Annotated in this window: 9 protein-coding genes and 1 pseudogene; 7 read left to right on the top strand and 3 right to left on the bottom strand. The window is 68.3% G+C overall.

Translation table 11 applies throughout. The annotated features are described in order from the left end of the window. The 3 genes and pseudogenes from B0W80_RS16030 to B0W80_RS16020 form a co-directional block, all read left to right on the top strand. Window positions 1–650, top strand: a pseudogene (locus B0W80_RS16030) (oxidoreductase); the annotation flags it as partial. A gap of 247 nt (window positions 651–897) precedes the next feature. After that, on the top strand, window positions 898–3,198 hold the full coding sequence (locus tag B0W80_RS16025; protein ID WP_077000150.1) for a catecholate siderophore receptor Fiu: 2,301 nt from the start codon (window positions 898–900) through the stop codon (window positions 3,196–3,198). A 91-nt stretch (window positions 3,199–3,289) separates the two neighbouring features. After that, the gene (locus tag B0W80_RS16020; RefSeq protein WP_077000149.1) at window positions 3,290–3,970 is read left to right on the top strand and encodes a Fe2+-dependent dioxygenase; all 681 of its coding nucleotides are present in this window, start codon (window positions 3,290–3,292) and stop codon (window positions 3,968–3,970) included. A gap of 12 nt (window positions 3,971–3,982) precedes the next feature. Here the strand turns inward: B0W80_RS16020 and B0W80_RS16015 are convergent, their stop codons facing one another. From B0W80_RS16015 to B0W80_RS16005, 3 genes are all read right to left on the bottom strand, one after another. Further along, entirely contained in the window at window positions 3,983–4,816 is an 834-nt protein-coding gene (locus tag B0W80_RS16015; protein WP_077000148.1) for a metallophosphoesterase, read from the bottom strand. Beyond that, window positions 4,813–5,805, bottom strand: coding sequence for a diacylglycerol kinase family protein (locus B0W80_RS16010; protein WP_077000147.1), 993 nt, complete (start codon window positions 5,803–5,805; stop codon window positions 4,813–4,815). The genes B0W80_RS16015 and B0W80_RS16010 overlap by 4 nt, the downstream gene beginning before the upstream one ends. A gap of 116 nt (window positions 5,806–5,921) precedes the next feature. Beyond that, the gene (locus B0W80_RS16005; protein ID WP_077000146.1) at window positions 5,922–6,602 is read right to left on the bottom strand and encodes an alpha/beta family hydrolase; all 681 of its coding nucleotides are present in this window, start codon (window positions 6,600–6,602) and stop codon (window positions 5,922–5,924) included. Between the two features lie 177 nt (window positions 6,603–6,779). Here B0W80_RS16005 and xdhA point away from each other — a divergent pair, with 177 nt between their 5' ends. The 4 genes from xdhA (at window position 6,780) to B0W80_RS15985 (ending at window position 13,277) form a co-directional block, all read left to right on the top strand. Then, the gene (gene xdhA, locus B0W80_RS16000; protein ID WP_077000145.1) at window positions 6,780–8,393 is read left to right on the top strand and encodes a xanthine dehydrogenase small subunit; all 1,614 of its coding nucleotides are present in this window, start codon (window positions 6,780–6,782) and stop codon (window positions 8,391–8,393) included. A 2-nt stretch (window positions 8,394–8,395) separates the two neighbouring features. Next, window positions 8,396–10,822 (top strand): xanthine dehydrogenase molybdopterin binding subunit, encoded by a 2,427-nt coding sequence (gene xdhB / locus B0W80_RS15995; RefSeq protein WP_077000144.1) that lies wholly within the window; start codon window positions 8,396–8,398, stop codon window positions 10,820–10,822. Window positions 10,823–10,883: 61 nt separating this feature from the next. Then, window positions 10,884–11,837 (top strand): LysR family transcriptional regulator, encoded by a 954-nt coding sequence (locus B0W80_RS15990; protein WP_077000143.1) that lies wholly within the window; start codon window positions 10,884–10,886, stop codon window positions 11,835–11,837. Window positions 11,838–11,933: 96 nt separating this feature from the next. Next, a complete protein-coding gene (locus B0W80_RS15985) occupies window positions 11,934–13,277 on the top strand; it encodes an NCS2 family permease (RefSeq protein ID WP_077000161.1) in 1,344 nt (447 codons plus the stop codon). The last annotated feature ends 28 nt before the right edge of the window (window positions 13,278–13,305 follow it).

Below are 13,305 nucleotides of genomic sequence, written 5' to 3'. Positions count from 1 at the left end.
ACTTGGTGCAGGTCGCGCTGGCCGGCGATCCGCAACGCCCGCGCGACTACTCCATCTCGTCCATCCCCGCCGATGGCGAAGTGGAGCTGCTGGTGCGGCAGGAGCGGCATGCGGACGGCACGCTGGGTGCTGCGTCCGGACTGCTCACCGCGACCCTCGTGCCAGGCGAAACGGTGGCGCTGCGCGTGCGGACGCATGCCAACTTTCGCCTCAACGGCAATGCGCGGCTGCCGCTGATCCTGATCGGCAACGGCACCGGGCTGGCCGGCCTGCGCAGTCACCTGCGCGAGCGCATCCCGCTTGGGCAGCACGACAACTGGCTGATCTTCGGCGAGCGCAGCGCGAGGCACGACTTCCTGTACCGCGACGAGCTCGAAGGCTGGCTGGCCGATGGCGCGCTCGCCCGCCTGGACATGGTGTTTTCGCGCGACGAGGAATCGCTGCACGGCGAACGCCGCTACGTGCAGCACAGGGTGCTGCAGGCCGCCGACGAGGTGAAGGCCTGGGTCGAGCGCGGCGCCGCGGTCTACGTCTGCGGCAGTCTACAGAACATGGCGGGCAGCGTCGACGCGGCGCTTCGGCAGGTGATCGGCACCGATCGCTTACTCGAAATCACCGCCGCCGGGCGCTATCGGCGCGACGTTTACTGAGTTTTTTCGCGCCTTTTCGGCAATTACGCACGGAATCGTTGCAGTCCTACAACGGACCGCAAGGAAGTGCATGCCGAACGTGAATGGTGTGTGAACTTTGTTATTGATAGTCGTTATCATTTGCGTCTCGTTCGCACATCCGCTGCGAATGGACTCACCCAGCCACTCCGGCCCCCTCTGCAACGAGGCGCGCAGCGCGGACCCGCCAGTGAAGTTCCCGTTTTTCTAAAACCCGGAGGAATCCTTCATGGCGTTCATCAAGAGCCGCAAGCACGCAGTCGCGCGCGGCATTCAGCCCCTGGGCACCGCTGCCGCGGCTGCCACCCTGGTCGCGTTCACATTGCCGGTCGCGGCACAGACGCCGCCCAGCTCTGGCACCACGCTGCGCGAAGTGCAGGTCGAATCGACGTCCGAGAGCTTCAAGGCCGACCAGGCCTCGTCGCCCAAGTTCACCGCGCCCCTGGTGGACACGCCGCAGACCATCACGGTCATCAAGAAGGAAGTGCTGCAGGAGCAGGGCGCCACCACGCTGACCGAAGCCTTGCGCAACACCCCCGGCATCACCTTCCAGATGGGTGAGAACGGCAACACGAGCACGGGCGACGCCGTGTTCCTGCGCGGCTTCGACACCTCCGGCAGCATCTTCATCGACGGCGCGCGCGACGTCGGCACCGTGACCCGCGACATGTACAACGTCGAGTCGGTCGAAGTGGTGAAGGGCCCGGCCAGCGCCGACATCGGCCGCACCGCGCCCACCGGCTACATCAACCTGGTCAGCAAGGTGCCGCTGGCGGAGAACTTCTTCGCCGGCTACGTCGGCATCGGCAGCGGCGACTACAAGCGAAGCACCATCGACATCAACCGCGTGCTCAACGAGTCGGGCAGCATGGCCTTCCGCCTGAACGCGATGGTGCAGGACAGCGGCGTCGCCGGCCGCGACTACGTCAAGAACAAGGGCTGGGCCGTCGCACCGTCGATCGCTTTCGGCCTGAACACGCCCACGCGCGTCATCCTGCAATACCAGCACGTCGACCAGAAGAACCGTCCCGACGGCGGCATCCCGACCGTCGGGCTCGACGGCTACTACCTCGCACAGCTGTCGGCGCGCGGCGGCAACGGCCCGATGCCCGACACCCGCAACTACTACGGCTACCTGTCGGACCACGACGACGTCAAGGGTGACATGTTCACCGCCCGCGTCGAGCACGACTTCGGCGATGGCGTCCGGTTGCGCAACCTGACCCGCTGGGGCCGCACGGAGCAGGACCTCGTGCTGACCGCGCCGTTCAGCAACGGCCTGCTCACGCCCAACGTGTTCAACCCGCTGACCTGGTCCACCCGCGTGATCCCGCAGGGCAAGCTGCAGCGCAACGAGATCCTGACCAACCACACCAACGTGACGGCCGAACTGGCCACCGGCTCGGTCAAGCACTCGCTGAGCGCCGGCATCGAACTCACGCGTGAAGAGCAGGACAACGGCACCCTGGCCGGCGTGTTCAACGCCGGCAACAGCCAGCTCGTGAGCGGCGCCTTCCAGGCCTACACCAACCTTTACCTGCCGAGCATCTACCGGCCCATCGTGCCGGTGCTGCCGACCGGCGCCTCCGTCGAAGGCAAGACCTCGAGCGCGGCGCTCTACGTGTTCGACACGATGAAGTTCAACGAGCAATGGCAGCTGACCGGCGGCCTGCGCGCAGAGCACTACCGCACCAGCTTCTTCAGCCTGAACGCGCCGACCACCATCGGCGGCGCGCAGACCGCGACCTCGCAGTCGAAGTCCGACACGCTGATCACCGGCAAGGTCGGGCTGGTCTACAAGCCCGCGCCGAACGGCAGCGTCTACGCCGCCTACGCCACCGGCGCGCAGCCTCCGGGCGGCAACTTCGCCTTCCAGACCACGGCCACGACGAGCATCAACAACCTGAACCTGGACCCGCAGAAGGCCAAGACGGCCGAAGTGGGCACCAAGTGGGACGTGATGGGCGGCCGCCTCGCGCTGGCAGGCGCCTTGTTCCGCACCACCAACGAGAACGAGCAGGTGCAGGTCGACAGCTTCGGCAACTTCGAGCAGTACGGCAAGACGCGCGTGCAAGGTGCCGAGCTGAGCGCCGTGGGCCAGATCACGCCGGCATGGCAGGTCATCGCGGGCCTCGCGCACATCAAGACCGAGATCCTCGAAGGCGCGCGCACCAGCACCACGCAGCAGGGCGCGCAGATCCGCTACTCGCCGAAGAACACGGCCACGCTGTGGACCAGCTACAAGTTCCCCTTCGGCGTGACGGTCGGCGGCGGCCTGCGCTACGTGTCGACGCAGCAGCGCGCGACCACCAACGCGCTGTCGACGGCCACGACCTTCTTCCCCGAGATCCCGAGCTACACGGTGTTCGACGCGATGATCGGCTACGAGGTCAACAAGAACGTGACGGTGCAGCTCAACCTGTACAACCTGAGCGACAAGTTCTACCTGGCGCGCGTCAACAACGCCGGCAACCGCCTGGTGATGGGCACGCCGCGCTCGGCCGTGCTGTCGGCGAACTTCAAGTTCTAGGCACCTGATCCGCTGCCGCCCGCGTGGGCGGTGCGACACTTCGAAGCTCGGCCGCGAGGCCGGGCTTCGTTTTTTGTGGAGACGCTTCCAGATGATGCTTCATGTCCCCGGCGTCCTGAGTGCCGAGCAGGTGCGGGAGATGCGGGCCGCGCTCGATGCGGCGGACTGGGTGGACGGCCGCGAAACGGTGGGCCCGCAGGGCGCGCAGGTCAAGCACAACCGGCAGTTGCCCGAGCTCTCGCCGGTCGGCCGTGAACTCGGCAAGACCGTTCTCGCGGCCCTGTCGAAGAACCCGCTGTTCTTCTCGGCCGCACTGCCGCTGCGCTTCGTGCCGCCGCTCTTCAATCGCTACGAGGGCGGCGAGAACTACGGTCTGCACATCGACGGCTCGGTGCGCTCGGTGCCCTTCACCAACGCGCAGCTGCGCACCGACCTGTCGTGCACGCTGTTCCTCTGCGAGCCGGAGGAATACGACGGCGGCGACCTGGAGGTGGTCGACACCTACGGCACGCACGAGGTCAAGCTGCCCGCGGGCGATCTCATCCTCTATCCGTCGAGCAGCCTGCACCGCGTGCACCCGGTGACGCGCGGCGCGCGCATCAGTTCGTTCTTCTGGCTGCAGAGCATGGTGCGCGACGACCAGCGCCGCAGCATGCTCTTCGACCTGGACCAGGCCATTCAAAAGCTGCGCGCCCGCTTGGGCGATGCGGAAGAAACCGTCGCGCTGACCGGGCACTATCACAACCTCTTGAGGATGTGGTCCGAGGTCTGATGCCGACCCGGCTCAGGCCGTCGCCGCATCGGGCTGCGCCGCATCGCCCAGCGGCAGCGTGTGCACGCGAGCACAGCGAAACGCGCCGTTGCGCATGCCGTAGTCCCACTGCTCCACGATGCAGCGGCGTTCGCTGCCCTGCGCCGAAAAACGGACCAGGTTCACCGAATTCGGCGCATCCGCCCGCAGCCGGGTCGACAGCGCCGTGCCCGCCTGCACGCACCACATCGGCCGCTCCAGCGCGAACTGCTCGTGCAGGGGCAGCACGAAGGGCAGGTGGATGTGCCCGCCGAGCACCAGGTCGGCGCCGGCGCGGCCCCAAGCGCGCACGGCCGGTGCGCGGCCGATCAGCAGGTTCTTGTGGTCTTCCTCGCGTGTGACCGCCACGGGCTGGTGCACCACCACGATCCGCAGTTTCTCGGGCCCGCTTCTGGCCAGCCGCCGCGCGACGCGCGCAGCCTGCGCTGCCGACACCGCGCCGTTCTCGTGCCGGTACCAGCGCGTGGTGTTGACGCCGATCATCAGCACGCCCGGCGCCTCCACCACCGGCTCCAGCTCGTTGCCGAAGGCCTGCCGGTAGCGCGCATAGGGTGCCAGAGTGCGGGTGAGCAGGGCGATCAACGGGATGTCGTGGTTGCCAGGCACCGTCAGCATCTGCGGCACGGCCAGCTTGTCGACGAAGGCGCGTGCCCGCGCGAACTGGCGGCGCGTGGCGCGCTGCGTGATGTCGCCCGACAGCACCGCCGCGCAGGGCCGCTCGGCCTCCACCAGCGCAGCCAGGGCGCGGGCCACGCCGGGCTGCTCGGTGCCGAAGTGCGGGTCGGACCAGTGCAGAAGGCATTTCACCGGCGCGCATCCCCTTCTTCGCCCGGCCGCGGCTTGACCAGCCACAGCGGCTCGGGCGCCACGCGGAAGTGCAGCGGCATCGCCATGCGCTGCACCTCGCCGTCGGTCGCGACCTTGGCGCGCCGCCGGCCCGGCCGCGCAGGGCTGACCGACATCGCGCGAAAGGACACGTGCATCACATCGTCGGCCTCGCCCAGCCGGGCCATCGCGCCGTGCAGCATCAGCCTGAACATCGACAGCCGGCCGACCGGCTTCAGCGCGATGGCGGCGAGCTCGCCCTGTTCGACCGCCTCGGGCCGCGGCATGCCGACCTGCTCGAGCTGCAGCGCGTTGTTGCCGACGAAGAGCGTGGGCGTGCGCACCAGCCGCTCTTCGCCGCGCACGTGGATGCGCAGGTCCCAGCCTGGATGGCGGCGCATCGCGGTCACAAATGCCGCCCACAAGGCTACCCAGCGGCTGCGGCCGTAGCGCGACTTGTAGACCTCGCGGTCTTCCAGCACGCGTGCGTACAGGCCCAGGCTGGCGTTGACCAGGAACACGCGCTCGTTCACCAGCCCGACCTGCACCGGCACCGGTGGCGCACGCAGCAGCACGGCCAACGCGCCCGCGGTGTCGGTAGGAATGGCGTGCGTGCGGCCGAAATAGTTGAAGGTGCCCTGCGGCAGCACGCCGAGCGCGCAGCCGCTGCCCAGCACCTGCTGTACCACCGCGTTGATCGTGCCGTCGCCCCCCGCGGCCACCACCAGCCCGGATTCGGCGCGCGCGGCAGCGACGGCCTCGCGGATCTGCTCGGTGAGCTTCGCCGGACGCGTGATCTCGAACATGCGGTAGTCGCGGCCCTGCTCGGCGCAGGCCTGGGCGATGGCCGCGCGAACGGCATCGGCGCGGCCGCGGCCGGAACGGACATTGAAGACGATGAAGAGCTTCGATCCTTCGTGCGAGCAGCAGGTCGACGTCGGGACGGAAGGCGGGCGGGTGGCTGTGAACACGGAGTCCGACCTTAGCCGCGCGGGCACGCCTTCGCAATCCGCGAAGGCCGACGCGTGCCGCCGCCGAATGCCTACAGGGCGCCTACGTGGCGTCTATGGGGCGACCTTCGATCGGCTCAGGCAGGGATCCAGGCCGCGATGCCGTCCAGCAGCTCTTGCAGCACCTCCGCATCGGTGCGGCCCGAGCGGCGCAGCACGTGGAAGGCGTGGTCCGCCTCCGCGATCTCGACCAGCGTGGCCGTGGTGCCCAGCTTCGACACCACGGTGCGCAGGTGGCCGATTTCGGCCAGTTCGTCGCGCGTGCCCTGCACGAAGAGCATCGGCACGCGCACCTCGGCCAGGTGGTCGGCGCGCTTGGTGGCCGGCGGCCCGGCCGGATGCAGCGGGAAGCCCACGAACACCAGCCCCTTCACGCCCGGCAGCGGCTGCAGCGCCTGGGCCTGCGATGTCATGCGCCCGCCGAAGGACTTGCCGCCCGCATAGAGCGGCAGCGCACCGAAGCGCTGCGCCGCCTGGGCCGCGGCAGCCCGCACGGTGGCGTGGGCCACGGGCGGTGGATCGGGCCGCTTCTTGCCCAGCTCCATCGACGGAAACTGGTAGCGCAGCGTGGCGATGCCGCGCGCCGCCAGCCCGTCGGCCACCGCGGCCATGAAGGCATGCCGCATGCCCGCGCCCGCGCCGTGGCCGAAGACATAGCAGGCGCGAGGCTCCGGTGGCGCCTGCACCAGGCCGGACACCGCCGCCTGCTCGCCGACGGCGAAGCGGATTTCCTGGATTTCCGTCGTGCTCGAACTCATGCCGTCTCCGAAAAAAGGTGCCGAACGGGCTGCAAGACCCCTCGAAGCAAGGGTTAACCCGGGCGTTATATAGCAACCCCACATAGGCCGTATGGGCACGTCCGTATGCATTCCGGCCCGTAAAGGAATAACTTCGCAGGCACGATTTTTGATCGCCACGAATACCGCCCCACGAGCATGAGCATGACACCGAGCACCCAACCCATCCGCTTTTTTCACCGCGGCCGGATCGTCGACGTGAGCGGCGTGCACCCGACGCGCTCGGTGCTCGACTGGCTGCGCGAGGACGTGCGCTGCACCGGCACCAAGGAAGGCTGCAACGAAGGCGACTGCGGCGCCTGCACCGTGGTCATCGGCGAACTGGCCGATCCCGGCGAGAAGGGCGCGGTGGGCGGGCTGCGGCTTCAGACCGTGAACGCCTGCATCCAGTTCATGCCGACGCTGCACGGCAAGGCGCTGTTCACCGTCGAAGACCTCAAGGCGCAGTGCACCCGCCACCGCGAGAAGGCGCCGCGCGAAAAGCAGAGCACCATCCAGCTGCACCCGGTGCAGCAGGCGCTGGTGGACTGTCACGGCTCGCAGTGCGGCTTCTGCACGCCCGGCTTCGTGATGTCTCTGTGGTCCACCTACGAGCACCACCAGGACGCCGGCACCCAACCCAGCCGCCAGCAACTGGCCGACGACCTGTCGGGCAACCTGTGCCGCTGCACCGGCTACCGGCCGATCCTCGACGCGGGCCAGCGCATGTTCGACCTGCCCGCGGTGCGACTGGACACCGAGCCGGTGGTGCTGGCGCTGACCAGCCTCAAGCACGAAGCCGCCTTCGAATACACCGCGCCGCTGGGGCAGCGCGTCGACCACTTCCATGCGCCGACCACGCTGGCCCAACTGGCCGCGCTGCGCGAGGCCAAGCCTGCTGCGCAGCTGCTGTCCGGCTCCACCGACGTGGGCCTGTGGGTCAACAAGCAGTTCCGCGACCTGGGCGACATCATCTACGTGGGTGACGTGGCCGAGATGAAGGTCGTGGAAGAGCGCGGCCAAGGTGCGAACGGCGAGCTCTACATCGGCGCGGGCGCCTCGCTCGAGAACGCCTTCAGCGCGCTCGCCAAGCGCGTGCCCAGCCTCACCGACCTGTGGCTGCGCTTCGCCTCGCCGCCCATCCGCAACGCCGGCACCATGGGCGGCAACGTGGCCAACGGCTCGCCCATCGGCGATTCGCCGCCCGTGCTGATGTCGCTGGACGCGCAGATCGAGCTGCGCCTGGGCGAGCGCGTGCGCCGCATGCCGCTGCCCGACTTCTACGTCGACTACATGAAGAACAAGCTGGAGCCCGGCGAGTTCGTGCAAGGCATGGCGGTGCCGCTGGCCGCGATGAAGCGCCAGGTGCGCGCATACAAGATCAGCAAGCGCTTCGACTGCGACATCTCGGCCCTGTGCGCGGGCTTCGCGATCGAGCTCGACGGCGACACGGTGAAGGAAGTGCGGCTGGCCTTCGGCGGCATGGCCGCCATCGTCAAGCGCGGCGCGCAGGCCGAGGCCGCGCTGCTCGGCAAGCCCTGGACGCAGGCCAGCGTCAACGCCGCCAAGCTCGCGCTCGCGCAGGACTTCAAGCCCATGACCGACATGCGCGCCAGCGCCGACTACCGCCTGCTGGTGGCGCAGAACCTGCTGCAGCGCCTGTGGCTGGAAACGCGCGCCAAAGACCCGCTGCCGCTGGAAGCCACCAGCGTCTGGAGCGTCATGCCGCACGTCACCGCGGCGTCCGGCGCAGTCGAAGCCGAAGGAGTCTGACCATGAACAAGCCCCTCGATCCCGCACTGCTCCAATCGGCCGAAGCCTTCGCCGACTACCTGAAGAACGCCGCCGCGCGCATCGACGTGAACGCCGAGGCCAAGGCCCACGGCGACGGCGCCCGCGTGGGCATCAGCCGGCCGCACGAATCGGCCCATCTGCACGTGGCCGGCGAGGCCACCTACATCGACGACATCCCCGAGCTGGCCGGCACGCTGCACTGCGCGCTGGGCCTGTCGCCGGTGGCCAACGGCCGGCTGAAGGACATGAAGCTCGAAGCCATCAGCGCCATGCCGGGCGTGGTGGCCGTGCTCACCGCGGCCGACATCCCGGGCACGAACGACTGCGGCTCGATCATCCACGACGACCCGATCCTGTGCAGCGGCGACATCCGCTACCTGGGCCAGCCGGTGTTCGCGGTGATCGCCGAGACGCGCGACGCCGCGCGCCGCGCCGCGGCCCGCGCCAAGGACGCGCTGGACATCGAAGCCGCGCCGCCGGTCATCACGCCCGAGGAGGCGCATGCCAAGGGCCAGTACGTGCTGCCGCCCATGCACCTGGTGCGCAGCACCAACGAAGGCGGCGCGCAGGCCGCCATCGCCAAGGCGCCGCACAGGCTCAAGTCCACGCTCAACGTCGGCGGGCAGGAGCAGTTCTACCTCGAAGGCCAGATCAGCTACGCCATTCCGAAGGAGGGCGGATCGATGCACGTGCATTGCTCCACCCAGCACCCGAGCGAGATGCAGCACCTGGTGGCGCATGCGCTGCACCTGCATGCGAACCAGGTGCAGGTCGAATGCCGCCGCATGGGCGGTGGCTTCGGCGGCAAGGAATCGCAGTCGGGCCTGTTCGCCTGCGTGGCGGCGGTGGCGGCCAACAAGCTGCAGCGCCCCATCAAGCTGCGGCTGGACCGCGACGACGACTTCATGATCACGGGCCGCCGCCACTGCTTCTGGTACGAGTACGAGGTGGGCTTCGACGACGAGGGCCGCATCCTCGGCGCCGAGATCACCATGGTTTCGCGCGCCGGCCACTCGGCCGACCTGTCCGGCCCGGTGATGACCCGCGCGCTGTGCCACTTCGACAACGCCTACTGGCTGCCCGACGTGTCCATGCACGGCTACTCCGGCCGCACCAACACGCAGAGCAACACGGCCTTCCGCGGTTTCGGCGGCCCGCAGGGCGCCATCGCGATCGAGAACATCATGGACTCGGTGGCCCGCGAGCTGGGCCGCGACCCGCTCGACGTGCGGCGCGTCAACTTCTACGGCAAGACGGAGAACAACGTCACGCCCTACCGCCAGACCGTCACCGACAACATCGTCCACGAGCTGGTCGCCGAGTTGGAAGACACCAGCGCCTACCGCGCCCGGCGCGAGGAAATCGCCGCCTTCAACACGACCAGCCCGGTGCTCAAGCGCGGCATCGCGCTGGCGCCGCTCAAGTTCGGCATCTCCTTCAACGTCAAGCACTTCAACCAGGCCGGTGCGCTGGTTCACGTCTACACCGACGGCTCGATCCTGGTGAACCACGGCGGCACGGAGATGGGGCAGGGCCTCAACACCAAGGTGGCGCAGGTGGTGGCGCACGAACTGGGCGTGAGCTTCGAGAGCGTGCGCGTCACCGCCACCGACACGCAGAAGGTCGCCAACACCTCGGCCACCGCGGCATCGACCGGCGCCGACCTCAACGGCAAGGCCGCACAGGATGCGGCGCGGCAGATCCGCGAACGGCTGGCCATCTGCGCCGCCACGCGCCACGGCGGCAAGCCGGAAGAAGTGCGCTTCGCCAACGACAAGGTGTTCGTGAACGGCCGCACCTTCCCCTTCAGCACGCTGGTCGGCGAGGCGTACCTCGACCGCGTGCAGCTCTGGTCCGACGGCTTCTACGCCACGCCGGGCCTGAGCTGGGACAAGGACAAGATGCAAGGGCGTCCCTTCTTCTACTACGCCTACGGCGCCGCCGTGAGCGAGGTGATCGTCGACACGCTGACCGGCGAATGGAAGCTGCTGCGCGCCGACATCCTGCACGACGCCGGCAAGTCGCTGAACCCGGCGGTCGACATCGGCCAGGTCGAAGGCGCCTTCATCCAGGGCATGGGCTGGCTCACCACCGAAGAACTGGTGTGGCACCCCAAGACCGGGTTGCTGACCACGCACGCGCCCAGCACCTACAAGATCCCGACGGCCAACGACTGCCCGCCGGTCTTCAACGTGCGGCTGTTCGAAGGCCAGAACTTCGAGGACTCGATCCACCGCAGCAAGGCGGTGGGCGAGCCGCCGCTCTTGCTGCCCTTCTCGGTGTTCTTCGCCATCCGCGACGCGGTGTCGGCGGTGGGGGACCACAAGGCCGATCCGCCGCTGCAGGCGCCGGCCACCAGCGAGTCGATCCTGCGCGCCGTGACGGCGGTGCAGAACGCCGCGAACTGAGAGCCTTGTATGTGAGCAGCGCTGTATAACTGCCCGCAAATTCGCAACCAGCGGGCAGTTCATGAGAGACCAAGCGCTCCTCGACAAGATCGACCTCCACCTCATTCGGGTACTTCACACCGTGCTGACCGACCGAAGCGTCTCGCGCGCAGCCATACGCCTGGGCATGTACCAGCCGGCCGTCTCGGCCGCGCTGAAGCGCCTGCGCGAGCTGTCGGGCGACCCGTTGCTGGTGCGCTCGGGCTCCGGCATGGTGCCGACCGATGCGGGGCTGCGCATGATCGATCCGGCGGCCAGCATCCTGCGGGCGGCGGAGATGCTGTTCTCGGACGCGCGCGGCTTCGATCCGCAGACCGCGCAGACCACCTTCCGCGTGGCCGCGTCGGACTACCTCGACCCGCTGTTCCTGCCGATGCTGGTGGCGCAGGTCAAGGCGCAGGCGCCGCTGTGCAGCATCGAGATCCATGCGCTGTCGTCCGATTCGGACTACCACGCGCACCTGTCGCTGGGCCAGGTCGACCTGGTCATCGGCAACTGGCTCAAGCCGCCGGAAGACCTGCACATGGCACGGCTCTTCGGCGACGAGATCGTCTGCATGGTCAACAAGGACCACCCCGCGGTGCGCCGCGGCTGGGACCTGGAGAGCTGGCTCGCTGCCGAGCACGTGGCGCCCACGCCGCTGCACCCCGGTGCGCGCGGCATCATCGACCAGATGCTCGACGAGATGGGCCGGCAGCGCCACATCACGGCGCGCTGCGCGCACTTCGGGCTGATCCCGGACATGGTCGCCTCGAGCCTGCTGGTGCTCACCACCGGCCGCCAGTACTGCGAGCGCTTCGCCGAACGGCTGCCGGTCGCGATCCTGCCGTGCCCGGTAGAGATGCCGCGGCTCATGTACTACCAGCTGTGGCACGAGCGCACGCATTCCTCCAGCTCCGCGCGCTGGCTGCGCGAGCGGACCAAATCGGTGGCGGCCTCGCTGAGGCCCGCCGCTTCCTCGACCGGCTCCGGATAGCCGTCCCTTCCCACCTCGCGCCCGGCGTCGCGAATTTCCGACACAACGCCAGTTTGAGAACTACTCGGAGACAACGCGATGAACCGTACAGAGCAGATGCTCGGGATGCCCGAGCACGATACACAGCAGCGGCCCGCGACCGGCTTGGCAGAACGCCTGTTCAAGCTCAGGGAGCACAACACCACGGTACGCACCGAAATCGTGGCAGGGCTCACCACCTTCTTGACGATGGCCTACATCATCTTCGTCAACCCGTCGATCCTGGGCGACGCGGGCATGCCCAAGGACGCCGTCTTCGTCGCCACCTGCCTGATCGCGGCGCTGGGCACCGGGATCATGGCCTTCTATGCCAACTACCCGATCGCGCTGGCGCCGGGCATGGGGCTCAACGCCTACTTCGCCTACGTGGTGGTGCTCCAGATGGGCTTCACCTGGCAGGCGGCGCTGGGCGCCGTGTTCGTGTCGGGTTGCCTGTTCCTGCTGGTCACGGTGTTCCGCTTGCGGGAGCTGATCATCAAGGGCATTCCGCAGTCGATACGGCTGGCCATCACGGTGGGCATCGGCCTCTTCCTGGCGATCATCGCGCTCAAGAGCGCGGGCATCGTCGCACCGTCGAAGGCCACCTACGTGACGCTGGGCGACCTGCACACGCCGCAGGCGGTGCTGGCCGTGATCGGCTTCTTCCTGATCGTGGTGCTCGACCGCCTGAAAGTGCCGGGCGCCATCCTGATCGGCATCGTGACGGTGACGGTGCTGTCCTTCTTCTTCGCCGGCAACACCTTCCACGGCATCTTCGCCGCGCCCCCCTCGATCGCGCCCACCTTCCTGCAGCTGGACATCAAGGCCGCGCTGACGGGCGGCATCCTCAACGTGATCCTGGTGTTCTTCCTGGTCGAGCTGTTCGACGCCACCGGCACGCTGATGGGCGTGGCGCGCCGCGCCGGGCTGCTGGTGCCGGGCCGCATGGAGCGGCTCAACAAATCGTTGTTGGCCGACAGCGGCGCGATCTTCGCGGGCTCGCTGCTGGGCACCTCCAGCACCACGGCCTACGTCGAGAGCGCGGCCGGCGTGCAAGCCGGCGGCCGCACCGGCCTCACCGCGTTGACGGTGGCGGTGCTGTTCCTGGCCGCACTGGCGATCTCGCCGCTGGCCGGCGCCGTGCCGGCCTATGCGACCGCGCCCGCCTTGTTCTTCGTGGCATGCCTCATGCTCAGGGACATCACCGAACTCGATTGGGACGACACCACCGAAGTGATTCCGGCCGCGGTGACCGCGCTGGCCATGCCCTTCACCTACTCGATCGCCAACGGCCTGGCCTTCGGCTTCATCACCTATGCGGTGCTCAAGCTGTTCACCGGGCGCGCCAAGCAGGTGCACTGGATGGTCTGGCTGATCGGCGGTGTGTTCCTTTTCAAGTTCATCTACATCGGCGGACATTGACGGACTGACGACACAATCGAAGCGACCG

Source organism: Variovorax sp. KK3 (assembly GCF_001984055.1).
Classification (GTDB): Bacteria; Pseudomonadota; Gammaproteobacteria; order Burkholderiales; family Burkholderiaceae_C; genus Variovorax.
The sequence above is the reverse complement of the archived record's forward strand: the minus strand, read 5'-3'. Positions and strand labels throughout refer to the sequence as shown.